14 protein-coding genes are annotated in these 14,229 nt (G+C 69.8%); 7 read left to right on the top strand and 7 right to left on the bottom strand.

Translation table 11 applies throughout. The features are described 5' to 3' along the window. Positions 1–52 precede the first annotated feature (52 nt). Positions 53–1,426 (bottom strand): ABC transporter substrate-binding protein, encoded by a 1,374-nt coding sequence (locus tag ACFY3D_RS35215; RefSeq protein WP_389987954.1) that lies wholly within the window; start codon positions 1,424–1,426, stop codon positions 53–55. A gap of 590 nt (positions 1,427–2,016) precedes the next feature. On the opposite strand from ACFY3D_RS35215, the gene ACFY3D_RS35220 reads away from it, so the two are divergent. The 4 genes from ACFY3D_RS35220 to ACFY3D_RS35235 all read left to right on the top strand — a co-directional run bounded on the left by ACFY3D_RS35220 (position 2,017) and on the right by ACFY3D_RS35235 (position 5,888). Then, the gene (locus ACFY3D_RS35220) at positions 2,017–2,430 is read left to right on the top strand and encodes a hypothetical protein (protein WP_389987957.1); all 414 of its coding nucleotides are present in this window, start codon (positions 2,017–2,019) and stop codon (positions 2,428–2,430) included. Further along, positions 2,427–3,968, top strand: coding sequence for a multicopper oxidase family protein (locus ACFY3D_RS35225; RefSeq protein WP_389987960.1), 1,542 nt, complete (start codon positions 2,427–2,429; stop codon positions 3,966–3,968). Before ACFY3D_RS35220 ends, ACFY3D_RS35225 begins: the two co-directional genes overlap by 4 nt. A gap of 160 nt (positions 3,969–4,128) precedes the next feature. After that, positions 4,129–5,496, top strand: a complete 1,368-nt coding sequence (locus ACFY3D_RS35230; RefSeq protein WP_389987963.1) for an FAD-dependent oxidoreductase — start codon at positions 4,129–4,131, stop codon at positions 5,494–5,496. 104 nt (positions 5,497–5,600) lie between these two features. Then, on the top strand, positions 5,601–5,888 hold the full coding sequence (locus ACFY3D_RS35235; RefSeq protein ID WP_350949887.1) for a Fe-S cluster assembly protein HesB: 288 nt from the start codon (positions 5,601–5,603) through the stop codon (positions 5,886–5,888). 233 nt (positions 5,889–6,121) lie between these two features. Here the strand turns inward: ACFY3D_RS35235 and ACFY3D_RS35240 are convergent, their stop codons facing one another. From ACFY3D_RS35240 to ACFY3D_RS35255, 4 genes are all read right to left on the bottom strand, one after another. After that, positions 6,122–6,595, bottom strand: a complete 474-nt coding sequence (locus ACFY3D_RS35240; protein ID WP_389987965.1) for a hemerythrin domain-containing protein — start codon at positions 6,593–6,595, stop codon at positions 6,122–6,124. A 73-nt stretch (positions 6,596–6,668) separates the two neighbouring features. Continuing rightward, positions 6,669–7,850, bottom strand: coding sequence for a zinc-dependent alcohol dehydrogenase (locus ACFY3D_RS35245; RefSeq protein WP_389987968.1), 1,182 nt, complete (start codon positions 7,848–7,850; stop codon positions 6,669–6,671). Between the two features lie 21 nt (positions 7,851–7,871). After that, positions 7,872–8,819, bottom strand: coding sequence for a TIGR03557 family F420-dependent LLM class oxidoreductase (locus ACFY3D_RS35250; RefSeq protein ID WP_389774812.1), 948 nt, complete (start codon positions 8,817–8,819; stop codon positions 7,872–7,874). A 257-nt stretch (positions 8,820–9,076) separates the two neighbouring features. Continuing rightward, complete coding sequence (locus tag ACFY3D_RS35255; protein ID WP_389987971.1) at positions 9,077–9,931, bottom strand: universal stress protein; 855 nt, start codon at positions 9,929–9,931, stop codon at positions 9,077–9,079. A gap of 279 nt (positions 9,932–10,210) precedes the next feature. On the opposite strand from ACFY3D_RS35255, the gene ACFY3D_RS35260 reads away from it, so the two are divergent. Beyond that, the gene (locus ACFY3D_RS35260) at positions 10,211–10,567 is read left to right on the top strand and encodes a spore germination protein GerW family protein (protein ID WP_389987974.1); all 357 of its coding nucleotides are present in this window, start codon (positions 10,211–10,213) and stop codon (positions 10,565–10,567) included. Between the two features lie 75 nt (positions 10,568–10,642). On the opposite strand, the gene ACFY3D_RS35265 is transcribed toward ACFY3D_RS35260, so the two are convergent. Together ACFY3D_RS35265 and ACFY3D_RS35270 are read right to left on the bottom strand one after the other, a co-directional pair. Then, positions 10,643–11,608 (bottom strand): universal stress protein, encoded by a 966-nt coding sequence (locus ACFY3D_RS35265; RefSeq protein ID WP_389987977.1) that lies wholly within the window; start codon positions 11,606–11,608, stop codon positions 10,643–10,645. A gap of 12 nt (positions 11,609–11,620) precedes the next feature. After that, complete coding sequence (locus ACFY3D_RS35270; protein ID WP_389987980.1) at positions 11,621–11,800, bottom strand: hypothetical protein; 180 nt, start codon at positions 11,798–11,800, stop codon at positions 11,621–11,623. A gap of 438 nt (positions 11,801–12,238) precedes the next feature. Here ACFY3D_RS35270 and ACFY3D_RS35275 point away from each other — a divergent pair, with 438 nt between their 5' ends. Beyond that, positions 12,239–13,135, top strand: coding sequence for a helix-turn-helix domain-containing protein (locus ACFY3D_RS35275; protein ID WP_389987983.1), 897 nt, complete (start codon positions 12,239–12,241; stop codon positions 13,133–13,135). 25 nt (positions 13,136–13,160) lie between these two features. After that, the gene (locus ACFY3D_RS35280; RefSeq protein ID WP_389987986.1) at positions 13,161–13,904 is read left to right on the top strand and encodes an SAM-dependent methyltransferase; all 744 of its coding nucleotides are present in this window, start codon (positions 13,161–13,163) and stop codon (positions 13,902–13,904) included. Positions 13,905–14,229 lie beyond the last annotated feature (325 nt).

Here is a 14,229-nt window from a genome sequence, read left to right on the forward strand (position 1 = left end):
GACATGAGTGCCAGGGTGGCGGCCCATGGGCCGCCACCCCGGCATCAGCGGGTCAGCTCGACTTCGCCAGCACCTTGTTCGCCTTGGCCTCGGCGTCGGCCAACAACTTGTCGATGTCGGCGTCCTGCCTGGTCAGCACCGCCGACATGGGCACGTCGAGGATCGCGTAGAGCTCCTGGGACTTCGGCGGCTCAAGCTTGTTCTGGATGGCCGCGGAACCGTCCACGAAGGGGGTGAAGTTCTCCACGGGCACGGTGGCGTTCGCCTTGCGCAGCTCGGTGATCTCCTTGCCGGGAGCGGTGTCGCCGTACAGGTCGGGGATCGGCAGGCCGACGGGGCGGCCCTGCTGCTTGTTGCGCGCGTAGTTGAACTGCCCCTGGCCGGGGGTGAGCTCGTGGAACTCCAGCCACAGCAGGGCGGCCTTGATCTTCTCGGGGGTGGCCTTGGGGTGGATCATGTAGCCGTCGCCACCGTTGAGCGAGGCCTTCGCCTCCGGCAGCGCGGTGACCCCGTAGTCCTCGAACTTGCCCTTGAAGTCGTTGTTCACCGCCTGGACGACGTCGGGGGCACCGATCATCATGCCGAGCTTGCCGCCGCCCATCATCCGCATCAGGTCCTCCCACTGCAGGAGCTGCTTGGCGCCCATGCTGTTGTCGGTCCAGCGCATGGTCTTGAGGTTCTCCAGGACAGCCTTGCCCTCGGGGCTGTTGAAGGCCGCGGCCCTGCCGTCGGGGGTGACCATCTCGCCACCGCGCCCGTAGAGGGAGGCCGCGAAGTGCCAGCCGCCGGTGTTGCCGGCGCTGTACTCACCGAAACCGACGTATCCGGGGCCGAGATCACTGATCTTCTTGGCGGCGTCGCGCACCTCGGCCCAGGTCTTGGGCGGCGCGTCGGGGTCGAGACCGGCCTGGGTGAAGAGTTTGCGGTTGTAGACCAGGCCCATCGAGTAGTTGTTCCTGGGCAGGCCGTAGAGCTTCTCGCCCTCCTTGAAGATGCCGAGGACGTCGGGGCGCAGGTCGTTCAGCTTGGTGACACCACTGGCGTAGGGGGCGATGTCGGCGGCCTGGCCCGCGGCGATGATCTTCTTGACATCGGTGTAGTAGACGTAGAAGACGTCCTCCATCGACCCACCGGCCAGCTTCGCCTGGAAGGTGTCGGGGTTGATGCAGGGGAAGGCGTCCTTGCTCTCGATCGTGATGTTCGGGTGCAGCTTCTTGAACGCCGCCACGTCCTCGTCCCAGGCGGTCCGCTCCAGCGGGTTGCTCTTCGGCGGCTGACAGCCGACGGAAATCGTGACCGGAGCCTCGGCCCCGGCGGCACCCGGCGTGCTGTCCGCGGCCGGGGATCCGCTGTCGTCATTGCCGCACCCTGCGGCGGTGAGCGCGATGGCCGCGGCGAGCAGCATCGCGAGCTTGGGGGATTTCATCCGAGGCACTCCTTGGCGGGTCGGTTACGAGAAAGATATAGAGGCGTGCAGAGCGCAGCAAGAGTCCACCTATTCAGATGCAAAAAAGTGACAGTGATCGGCCTGTCACGCCCCCGCAACTTCTCCGCCCCGAGCGGGAGCCCCTCCCCGGCTGCGATTGACGGCGGCACGAAGGAATCGCCGACACGGAACGGTCAGCCCGATATAGGCCCAGACCTCCGCTGGGGCGCAATGGAGGCACAAGACCGCCGATTCAGGGCCAAGTGACGACTCACCCTCGACAGAGCCCCGGCGTCGATTCGTGTCACACATGAAAGCGCATGAAATTTTTCGCAAATACTTGCACCACTTACCAGAAAGGCGGCATCCGTTCGCAAGGATCACGCGCTGTGAGCGGGTCCGACGCCTCCCTGCCCGCGTGCCTCTCCCTTCTCCGGCGCGGCGGCCCCGCATACTCCCTTGGCCGTACACCTCGGGGCGCGGCCGCAGCCTCGTACGTCACCGGGAGTACGGCCAAGCGCCGCCCCCGGGGTGACGACGCCCGAGCGCGTGGCCGACAGCCTGGACACCACAATCCGACGGAGGTGTCCATGATTTCCCCGCCCGCCTCGACCGGCCGGGCCCGCGTGCCCGCCTGGATCGTCTGGTCCCTGCGGGCCACCGCCACCCTGCACCTGGCGACCGTGCTGGGGCAGGCGATCATCGCCGGGATGTTCGTCACCGGGCAGGTGGACCTGCTCGCCCATCACAGCCTCAACGCCACCGTGACCACGGTGCTGGTCGGCCTGCAGCTCATCGCCGCGATCGCGCTGTGGCGCCCCGCGCGCGGCCCGGTGTGGCCGCTGTGGGTGAGCGTTCTGCAGGGAGTGTTGCTGAACGTCCAGGTTTTGCTGGGCATGGAGCGTCTGGTCGCCCCGCACATCCCGCTCGCGATGGTGATCTTCGGTCTCGCCGTGTGGATGACCGCCTGGACCTGGCGGGGGCAGCGGAGGGTCGCGGCGTGATCTCCAGAAGGCTTTTCCTGGGCGGCGCGCTCGGCGCGGCGGGCCTGGCCGCGGCGGGCTGCGGTTCGGTGTCGGCCGAGGTCTCCGGCCGGGTCCTGTCCAGCGCGCTGCCGCTGCCCAGGCCGTTCACCGTCCCGCTGCCGATCCCCGCCGTGGCGCGCCCCACCGGGCCGGGACACTACGAGGTGGTCCAGCGTCCCGCGAAGGTGGAGATCATCCCGGGGACCACGACCGAGGTGTGGGGATTCGACGGCACCTTCCCCGGTCCCACCTTCGCGGTGAGGCGCGCGAGCCCTGTCACGATCCGGGTGCGCAACGAGCTGCCCGTGCCGACCTCCACGCACCTGCACGGCGGCGTCACCCCGTCCGGCTCGGACGGCTACCCCACCGACCTGGTGGTGGCCGCCGGGCGCGGTTTCCGGCCCCCGCCCGGCGGCCACTCCCACCACGGCATGCTCGTGGACCCCTCCCAGTGGACCTTGCACGCCGGGGCGAGGGACTACGTGTACCCGCTGGACCAGCGGGCCGCCACGCTCTGGTACCACGACCACCGGATGGACTTCACCGCCCCGCAGGTCTGGCGAGGGCTCGCCGGGTTCATGATCGTCGGGGATGACGAGGACGACGCGCTGCCGCTGCCCAGGGGCGAGCGGGACATCCCCCTGATGATCTGCGACCGCGCGTTCGAGGCCGACGGCTCGTTCCGCTACCCGGCGACCGATCCCAGCCTGCTGGTGAGCGCCGGGGTCGAGGCCGCCTACATGCAGGGCGTCGAGGGTGACGTGATCCTGGTCAACGGCGCTCCCTGGCCGGTGCTCGAGGTCTCGGCCACCCGATACCGGCTGCGGCTGCTCAACGCCTCCAACGCCCGCCGCTACCGGCTGGAGCTCACCCCCGGCGGCCGGTTCGTCCAGGTCGGCAGCGACGCCGGGCTGCTGGCCGCCCCCGTCGCGCACGAGGCGATCACGATGGCCCCCGCCGAACGCTTCGACGTGGTCGTCGACTTCTCCGCCCACCCGGTCGGCAGCGAGGTGACGATGGTCAACACCCTGGGCACCGGCCGGGCGCGCGACGTGATGCGCTTTCGGGTCGCGCGCCGGGCCCGGGAGGACAGCGCGGTGCCCGATCGTCTGGCCGCGGTCGAACCGGCCCTCAGGTCGTCCGCCGCCGCTTCGCGTCTCTTCGACTTCCGCAGGACCGGGGTGGGCCCCGACGCCGCCTGGACGATCAACGGCCTGCCGTTCCGGCCCGGTGTCCCGCTGGCCCGTCCCCGGCTCGGCACCACCGAGATCTGGCGCCTCACCAGCGACTTCCACCACCCCGTGCATGTGCACCTGGCCCACTTCCGGGTGCTGTCACGCAACGGCAGGGCCCCGGCGGCGACGGACGGCGGCTGGAAGGACACCGTCGACCTCCGTCCCTACGAGGTGGTGGAGGTCCTGGTGCGCTTCGAAGGCTTCCGCGGGCGCTACATGATCCACTGTCACAATCTCGAACACGAGGACATGGCGATGATGGCTGACTTCGAGGTGGTCTGAGGGCCCGCCGGAGACGTACGGCGTGGCGGGGCGCCCGGTTGAGCGTGTCCCGGGGAGAAATCCGAGACCCGCCTCGGGCGCACGGCGTGGCGGCGTATCCGTTTGAGCGTGTCCCGGGGAGGAAGCCGTAGCATCGGCGGTCCACACGAGGGATGAGGCGATGACGGAACGACTGGTGGTGATCGGCGGCGACGCCGCGGGGATGAGCGCGGCCTCCCAGGCCAGGCGCCGGCGCGGGCCCGAGGACCTGCGAATCGTCGCCTTCGAGAAGGGAGCGCACGCCTCCTACTCGGCCTGCGGCATCCCCTACCTGGTGGGCGGGGAGGTCGCCGACGTGGAGTCGCTGATCAGCCGTCGTCCCGAGGTGTTCCGCGACGAGTTCGCCATCGACCTGCGGCTGCGCAGCGAGGTCGTCGAGATCGACCTGGACCGGCGCGTGGTGACCGTACGCGACGAGGAGGGCCGCCGCGGCCTGGAGCCCTTCGACCAGCTCGTGATCGCCCCCGGCGCCGTACCGGCCAGGCCCGACCTGCCCGGCGCCGACGCCAGGGGGGTGTACGGGGTGCAGACCCTGGACGACGGCATCGCGCTGCTGGAGGCCCTGGAGCGCGGGCCGCGCAGGGCCGTGGTGGTCGGCGCGGGCTACATCGGCCTGGAGATGGCCGAGGCGATGGTGCGGCGTGGACTGGAGGTCTCGCTCGTCGACGGCGGCGAGCAGCCGATGAGCACGCTCGACCCGGACATGGGCGCCCTCATCACCGACGCCCTGCGCGACCTGGGGGTCCAGGTGTACCTCGGCGAACGCATCGAGTGCTTCGAGGAATCAGGGGGGCGGGTCCGCGCGGCACGCACCGGCAGCCGGGCCCTGCCCGCGGACCTGATCGTCCTGGGGCTGGGCACCCGGCCGAACAGCGCGCTGGCCGAGGCCGCGGGCATCCCGGTCGGCGAGACCTCGGGGATCAGGACGAACCGGCGGATGCGGACCCCGGTGGAGGGTGTCTGGGCCGCCGGTGACTGCGTCGAGACCTTCCACCGGGTCTCCCGGCGGCCGGTCGCGATCGCGCTGGGCACCCACGCCAACAAGCAGGGACGCGTCGCGGGCATCAACATCGGCGGCGGGTACGCCTCCTTCCCCGGTGTCGTGGGCACCGCGGTCTCCAAGATCTGCCATTACGAGGTGGCGCGCACCGGCCTGACGACCGCGCAGGCACTGGAGGCCGGGTTCGAACCGGTCGGCGAGATCGTGGAGTCCACCACGCGCGCCGGGTATTTTCCCGGCGCCCGGATGATGAAGATCAAGGTGATCGCCGACCGGGGGACGGGCCGCCTGCTGGGGGCCCAGATCGTCGGCCAGGAGGGCGCGGCCAAGCGCATCGACGCCCTGGCCGTCGCCCTGTGGCACGAGATGACGGTGGAGGAGATGACGGGGCTCGACCTGTCGTACGCTCCCCCGTTCGCCCCGGTGTGGGACCCGGTCCTGATCGCCGCGCGCAAGGCGGCAGAGCGCCTTGACCGGCATCCCGCATGATCGGCCGATCGTGGTCGCCGCGAGAAAATCCGGGGGGATGGTTGGGGCGGATGAGAGCGGGCAAGGGCGAAGAATCCAAGTCCCGATACCGACAAGGAGTAGCAATGCTCACATTGACGGACACGGCAGCCCAGGTAATCCGGGATCTCAGCTCGCAGATGACAGACTCCCCCGATACCGGGGTGCGCATCTCATCCCAGAGCGACGGAACCGGATCGCTCGTGCTCTCGATCGCGGAACACCCCGAGTCCGCCGACAGAGTGGTGGAGTCGGAAGGAGCACGGATCTTCCTCGACCCGCAGGTCGTGGACATGCTCGACGACAAGTCGCTGGACGCCGACGTCGACGAGGGGGGCGGCGTCGCGTTTCTCGTCACCGAACAGCTTCCCTGACGCCGGAACGGACCCCGGCGCACGCGGGCCCCGGTCCCCCATCGGGGGGCCGGGGCCTGTGCGTGTCGCGGGGCTCCCGCCTCGCCCGGTCTCCCTAAGGCCGTTACCAAGCCGGTGAGAAGAGCCCTGCCCGCCGAGACGCCGTATCTCCTCTGCGTCCCCCATAGAGGCATGCCCCCTCCGAAGTTCGGAGGGGGCATGCCGCCGCGAGAGCCGTACGGGCGCGTAGAGGGTCAGGCGCGGGCGCTGCTCAGGGCGAGCGGGTCCCTGGGAGCCCCGGCCTTGGCCTTCTCCATCTCCTCACCGATCTCCTGGAGCCTCTTGCGCCCCATCGCCTCCCGCACCTCCGGGAACCACTCCTCCTCCTCTTCCTTGACGTGATGGCGGACGTTCTCGATCAACACCGTGACCTTGGCGTCGAACCGCTCGTCCTTGGGGTCGAGCCCGGCCAGCTCGGAGAGCATCCAGACCACCACGTGGTGCTCCTCGACGCTCTCCAGGACGTGGTCGGAGGTCTCGGGAACACCCTCACGGGCGGCCGGATAGAAGATCTGCTCCTCGATGTGAGCGTGGACGGTGAGCTCCTCGATGATCTGGTCGACGAGCTCCCGCTTCTTCTTGTACGCCCGCTCCCCCGCGCTCTCGAACTCCTTGAACAGCTTTTCGACGGTCTTGTGGTCGTCCTTCAGCAGAACGATCGCGTCCATTCCTCTCCTTTTCCCCTTCGTGTTCTCTTCCGGTGACGTTCTTCGTGGTTCTTCTCGCGACCTGTCCGGTGTGTCAGGGGTTGAGAAGAACCTTGATCGCCCCGTCCCGCTTCTTCTGGAAGATCTCGTAACCGTGCGGCGCCTGGTCGAGAGGGAGCCTGTGGGTGGCCAGGTCCATCACCCCCAGAGGGTCGGAGTCGTCGGTGACCAGCGGCATCAGGTCGTCGATCCAGCGCTTGACGTGGGCCTGGCCCATCCGCAGGGTGACGCCCTTGTCGAACATCCTCAGCATCGGCATCGGGTCGGCCATGCCGCCGTAGACGCCGATGACGGAGATCGTGCCGCCGCGCCGCACCGTGTCGACGGCCTGGTTGAGCGCGCGCAGCCGGTCGACGCCCGCGCTGGACATCAGCGGGGCGGCGATCGCGTCGGGCAGCAGGCCGGTGACGGTCTGGGCGAACTTGGCGACCGGGGAGCCGTGCGCCTCCATGCCGACCGCGTCGATCACCGAGTCGGTGCCGCGCCCTCCGGTGAGCTCCCTGACCGCGCCGGGAATGTCGGCGGTCGCGGAGGCATCGAGCACCTCGGCGCCGTGCCGGCGCGCCATCGCGAGCCGCTCGGGCACCCCGTCGACGCCGATGACCCGGTAGCCCAGGTGTTTGGCGATCCTGCAGGTCATCTGCCCGATCGGGCCGAGCCCGAAGACGGTGACGCTCCCGCCGTCGGGGATGTCGGCGTACTCCACCGCCTGCCAGGAGGTGGGCAGCACGTCGGACAGGTAGACGAACCGCTCGTCCGGCGGCCCCTCGGGAACCTTGATCGGGCCGAACTGCGCCTCGGGGACCCGCAGGTACTCGGCCTGCCCGCCGGGAACCTCGCCGTACAGCCTGGTGTAGCCGAACAGGGCCGCACCCATGCCCTGGTCACGGACCTGGGTGGTCTCGCACTGGGCGAAGAGGTTCAGGCCGCACATGTGGCAGTGGCCGCAGGAGATGTTGAACGGGATGACCACCCTGTCCCCCGGCTTGATGGAGGTGACCTCGGAGCCGACCTCCTCCACGATGCCCATCGGCTCGTGGCCCAGGATGTCGCCCTCGCCCATGAAGGGGCCCAGGACCTCGTACAGGTGCAGGTCCGATCCGCAGATCGCACTGGTGGTCACCTTGATGATCGCGTCGTTCGGCTCCTTGAGTATCGGGTCGGCAACCTCCTCGACCCGTACGTCGCGTCTGCCGTGCCAGGTGAGAGCTTTCATGTTCTCCTCCTCGGATGAATGTCAGCGCAGCCGGGGCAGGACCTCTTTGGCGTAGAAGTCGAAGAAGGCGTCCTGCTCCTTGCCGATCTGGCTGATGTAGATCTCGTCGAAGCCCGCGTCCACGTACTCCTTGATCGCCTTGACGTGCACCTCGGGGTCGGGGCCGCAGGGAGCGGAGATCTCGTCCTCGGTGACCGCCTCGGCGAGATCCTCGAAGTGGCGGGGCAGTGGCAGCAGCTGCGAGGCCTCCCCCTTGATGCCCTGGGTCGGCCAGAGCTGGTGCGCGGTCCTGCGGCCCGTGGCCTCGTCGGCGGCGTAACAGACCTTCAGCCCGCCCTGGGAGGGCTTGCCCGCGCCACCGGCCTTGTGGAACTTCTCCACCAGTTCGGCACTCGGGGAGGTGCAGATGTAGCCGTCGGCGATGCGCCCGGCCAGCTGCACGGCCTTGTCCCCGAAGGCGGACATGTAGACGGGCGGCGGCTCGTCGGGAAGGGTGTACAGGCGGGCGGTGTCGACCTTGTAGTGGGTGCCCCGATGGGTCACCAGCTTCCCGCTCCACAACTCCCTCATGAGCTCGACCGCCTCCTCCAGCATCTCCAGCCGCTCGGAGGCCGGGGGCCAGCGTGAGTCGAGGATGTGCTCGTTGAGCGCCTCACCGGTGCCGACACCGAGCTGGAACCGGCCGCCGGACAGCGCCGCACTGGTGGCGGCGGCCTGCGCGATGATCGCCGGGTGGGTGCGGATCAGCGGGCAGGTGACGGCGGTGGTGATGGGCAGCGAGGTCGCCTCGGCCACCGCCCCGATCACCGACCAGACGAACGGGCTCTCCCCCTGCACGTCCAGCCATGGGTGAAAGTGGTCGGAAATCCACAGCCCTTCGAAGCCCGCCCGCTCGGCGAGTTTGGCCTGCCGTACGAGTTCCGCCGGACCGTGTTCCTCACTCGACAAGAAGTATCCGAACTTGGTCATTTCCCCTCCCGGATCGCCTGAGCTGCGGCGATGTCTCCCCTACCCCGTCCGTGCGGGTCAAACGGAGGGCCGCGCCGTACGGGTGCCCGGCGCGGGCCTGACCTCCTCCGGGCCCTCCCGAAGTGAGATCTCCTGGGAGAAGGGGATCCCGGCCGGCCTCTCGCCGCACCCGCGGGCGGGAAGGTCTCAGGTCATTTCCACGGATGTCTCGAGCGCTCGCGCGGGGCCCGCGGTCGCCACGGTGGCCGTGAACGTCGTCACGAGCGGACGACCGCGACGGCGCAGTGCGCGTGGTGCAGGACACCCCGGCCGACCGACCCCAGCAGCAGCGAGCCCAGGGTGCCACGGCCGTGGGAGCCGACGATGAGCAGGTCCCCCTCTTTGGAAGCCTCGGCGAGTGCCTCGACCGGGTGCGCGCACCGAACGTCCTCGATGAGGCTCACCTCGGGATACTTCTGCCGCCAGGAGGCGAGCCGGTCGGCCATCGCGGCGTACTGGGCGATGCGGACCTCGTCCATGTCGTAGGCGATCTCCGGGGCGAAGACGTGCACGGGCAGTTGCCAGGCGTACAGAGCGCGCAGCGTGCATTCGCGATGCCTGGCCTGTTCGAAGGCGTAGGCGAGGGCGGGCTCGCAGGCGTCGGAGTCGTCGACACCGACCGTGATCTCGCCGTACGCCGGCACCTGGCCCGGTTGGACCACGACGACCGGGCAGTGCGCGTGCCCGGCGACGTGCATGCTGACCGAACCGATGACGGCTCCGGCGAAGCCGCCGAGACCACGGCTTCCGATGACGATCTCCGCCGCGTCCCGTGCCAGATCGCGCAGGACCAACGAGGGTGGGCCCTCGGCCAACGTGGTGCTCACCTCCGCGGTGGGCTGCCGGGTGCGTGCCGTCGCCTCGGCCTCGTCCAGCACCTCGCGTGCGCCCCGGGTCATCGCGTCCTCCTCCCCGTCGAGGACAGGGAATCTGGAGATGTCGTTCGGCCGGCGGTGCACGGCGGTGACGATGCGCAGCGGCAGGCCGGTACGGGCGGCGTCGTCGGCGGCCCATCCGACCGCGGCGGTCGCGCCGATGGAGCCGTCGGTTCCGGCGATGATCAGAGCGGACATGGCTGTTCTCCCTTCCCTCCCATCAGAGCCGCGCCGGGCGGCCCGGCCCCAGGGCCACAGGTCCCGACTTCGGGGCGCGAGGACAGAGTCTTTCGTCCTCTCCGAGAACCAGGGCCTTCGTCCTTCCCGAGGACCAGGGCTTTTGTCCCCTCCGAGGACCAGGGCCTTCGTCCTCCCGGGGAGCGGCCTCCCCTCGGGGACGGACCTTCGCCCCTTTCCCCGGCACCGTGTTCCGCACGATCATGGAGGGGACATCGGCCGTCGAAAGGAAAAGGCACCGTGAAAATCACGGAGATTCTCGAACAGGCGAAGGACACCGTCTCGATCAGGCGGGTCTTCGGCGAGCCCATCGTCCAGGACGGTGTGACGATCATTCCCGTGGCCAGGGTGATCGGTGGCGGTGGTGGGGGCGGCGGAAAGGAAGGGGGCGAGCAGGCCGCGGAAGGGTCGGGAGGCGGGTTCGGTTTCGGCGTCACCGCCGCCGGGGTGTTCGTCGTCAAGGACTCCGAGGTCCGCTGGCAACCCGCGGTGGACGTCAACCGCATCATCCTCGGTGGTCAGATCGTCCTCGTCGCCGCCCTGCTGACGGTGCGCTCCATCGTGCGTGCGCGTGCCAGGGCGGCGAGGAGGCGGTGACGCGCGAGCCCGCACGAACCGGCCGTGCTCCAGGTCCCGTGGCGAAGGTCCCCGATGAGGAGAGGCCGGACAGGCTCAAAGTTCCCTGAAGGAGAGCTCCCGGCTACGGCCGTGCGGGCCGCGGGATCTCACCACGGCCACCGGCCAGGACGCGTGGTGCAGCAGTCCTCGGCTCACCGACCCGAGGAGCCGCGCTCTGAGGGGCCCCAGCCCGCGAGAGCCGACGACCAGCAGTGACGCCCGATGGCCGTGCGACAGCAGTGCCGCGAGCGGCGGTTCACCGGAGACGGTGGCGGTGACGACCATGCCGCGGCGGTCGCCTTCCAACGCGCTCGCCACCTCCTCCACCCATCGCCGAACGTCCTCTCCGGCCGCTGAGCGCACGAACCTCCCCGTCCGGTGCGGGGTGTCCGCGCACGCGTGGATCACGTGCACCGGCAGCCGGTGGGCCCGGCCGTGGGAGAGGGCGAACCCCAGGGCCGCGAGCGAGCAGGCGGATCCGTCCACCCCCACCACGACGGGTCCCTGCCCCGAACCCGGCCGCGGTGTCACGTCCGGCCGCTGGACGGCGAGCACGGGACAGGGCGCGTACGCGGCGACATGGGCACTCACCGAACCGAGCAGCACGCCGGAGACCCCGCCGAGTCCCCGGCGTCCGACCACGAGCATCCGCGCCGTCCGGCCGAGTGAGACCAGTTCCGGCCCGGCGGCGCCGCGCGCCAGGATCGACCGCACGGTTCGGCCTGGCAGCAGCCGTTCGGCCAGCTCCACGCCGTCGGTCAGGATGCCGCCCGCGAGCGTGCGGCGCTGTCCGGTGACGGCGGCCTCGCGTTCGGCGTGGGGACCGTCCCAGACGTGGCAGACGGTCAGCTCCATCCACCGTGTGCGGCACTCGCGCGCCGCCCACTCGACGGCGGCGCGGCTCTGCGGCGATCCGTCGAAGCCGACGACGATCTCCCTCCTCGCCGACGACCACCCGTCCGGGTGTGACGGCCCCTCTCCGGCGGAGACGTCGAAAGAGGCGAACGATGAGAACGGCACGGCGCCTCCTCCTCAGTCGCCCCGGTGAGACCCGGACGGCGGGACGCGCGCCGGGATGTCGTGGGTCCGCGGCTCGCGCCCGCCGACGATCCTCAGGCCGCGCCACGCCTCGCCGACGACGCCGATGACTCTGTCGGCGAGAGCCCTGTCGGCGAGGGCCGAGTCCGTACTCACCACCACATACGCAGCCATGTCGACCTCCTCGGGGGTGTCTCCATCCCATCGCCACAGCGGTGTTCGCACAGCGGCCGAACGGCCCGTCCGGCCGGGACTTCCGTCCCGCGCGCCGGTCTCGCCCGCGGCCGAACGACGTCTTCCGGACAGGTGGGCGGCCCAGACGGGGACGGGGGCGCTCATCGGCGGGCCTGGCCGTCGCGGACGTGCTCAGGAAGAGGGGCCGTCCTGCGGGGTGGCCCTTGACCGGACGCGCCTTCCGCAAGTTTTGTGATCTTGAAATTTCATGGAACACTACCTGAAATCCATAGGCAGTGAGAGAAAATAAGCAATAGCCTCAATTTCGCCTTCTGGACGATCTTGCCATGGCAAGTCAAGAAACGTGGCAGTTCACGGAAAAGACATTGGTTCCCACTGACGGTCCAGGTCCGGCAGGCGGAGATGCTCGGAGGTGATGTGAACGCTCACACTGACGCAGGCGACATAGCGCGCCAGATCGTCGGCGCCCGGCTCCGGCAGCTACGGCTCCAGTGCAACCTGACCGCCGCCGAAGCCGGCAAGGCCATCCGCGCCAGCGAGTCGAAGATCAGCCGTATGGAGACCGGGCAGCGAGGCTTCCGCCGCGACGACCTGCGTGACCTGTTCACCCTGTACGGGGTCGTCGACCCGTACCAGCAGGAGATGCTGCTGTCGGTGGCGTTCGGCGAGCGCAAACCCGGCTGGTGGGACAGCAAGGAACTCCCGCTGGACACGGCGGTGGTGATGCGCCTGGAACAGACCTCGGACCTCATCCGCACCTACCAGCCGTTCGTCGTCCCACCGCTCCTGCAGACCCCGGAATACGCGGCGGCGGTCCACCGGATGAGCCGATACCCGGACCCGGCCCCGCGCGTCGAGAGGAACGTGGAACAGCTGCTGCGCCGCCAGAAGGTGCTCGCGGGCGACGATCGGCCCGTGCTGTGGGCCGTGATCGAAGAGCCCGTGCTGTGGCGGCCGATCGCGGGGATCGACGCGCACATCCGCCAGCTCATCGCGTTGACCGCCTCCGCCCAGATGAAGGGCATCAGCATCCAGGTGAATCCGATGGGCTCACGCTTCATCCCCGGATACGGGCCTTTCACCATCTTTCGCAGTGGTCACGGCCGGCCCCAGATGATCGCGATGCACGGCCGGCGGGACGAGGTCGCCGAGCGGTCCCTCCGGGAGGAGCACGCCGTCACCTTCGACCGGCTCTCGCTCGCGGCCCGCGACCGTGGCGACACGACGGCGCTCCTCATGAGGATCTGTGACCGCATTCACGTAATGGACGACCGCCCTCCTCTCGGAAAGGCATCAGGTGACCCATCCCAGTGACGCGTCGCAGGCGAGTGCGGCCCGTATGTACGATGTCATGCTCGGCGGCGAGGAGAACTTCGCGGCGGACCGGGAGGCCGTCAGGATGCTGGTGGCTCACTTCCCGACGGTCCCCGACGCCTGCCGGGCCAACCGCGGCTTCCTGCTGCGATCCGCCAGGGCGATGGCGGAAGCCGACGTCGATCAGTTCCTGGACATCGGCTGCGGCCTGCCCACTCCCCCGAATCTCCACCAGGTCGTGCGCGGGATCCACCCGGACGCCCGCGTCGTGTACGTCGACAACGACCTGACGGTCGTCACGCACAACCAGTCGACGGTGGACCACTCCGGCGTGGTGACGGTTCACGGCGACCTGCGCCGGCCACAGGAGATCCTCGACCATCCCCGGGTGCGGGCCACGCTCGACTTCACCAGGCCGATCGGCGTGTTCACGGTCGCGGTGTGGCACTTCGTCGTCGGGGACACCGCGCACGACCTCATGGCACAGTTGCGTGACGCCCTCGTGCCGGGCAGCTACCTGGGGCTGACCCACGCCTGCTCCGACACGATGCCGGAGGACGAGGCGTCCGCAGGGCTCGCGGTGTACGGGCAGACCCGCAACCCGGTACACCTTCGCACCATGCGCGAGGTCGGCGAACTGTTCGAGGGGTTCGAACTCCTCGACCCCGGACTCGTCCTGGCCGCGGACTGGCGCCCCGCCGACGGCGATCCCTACCCCGAGCACGCCTTCGAGGTCGTCGCCGGCCTCGGCCGGATCCCACCGCGCTGAGTGACGGCGCTCCGGCCACGCGGCCTCGTGCCGGGCCGTCCGGCCGCGGGCTCCCGCCCCCGGATCGGAGGCCGCCGAACCCTGATCGTGATCTTTTAAGGTAATTCGAGGTAACTCTTCTTTTTCGCGAGGTATCAGACCCAAGGACCTTGACCGGGAGCGGCGCCGACGCTCACGAGGACGACCGCCCGGAGCCGGGGGGGGGGGGGGGGCCGCCCCCCCGCGGGGGCCCCCCCCCCGGGGACCCCCCCCCCCCCCCCCGGATGAGGGAGAGAGCACAGAGAACCCCCCCGGGCCGCCAACCGCGCCGGGGGGTCGCCCCCCC

The sequence above is a fragment of the Streptosporangium sp. NPDC000509 genome (assembly GCF_042898365.1).
Taxonomy (GTDB): domain Bacteria; phylum Actinomycetota; class Actinomycetes; order Streptosporangiales; family Streptosporangiaceae; genus Streptosporangium.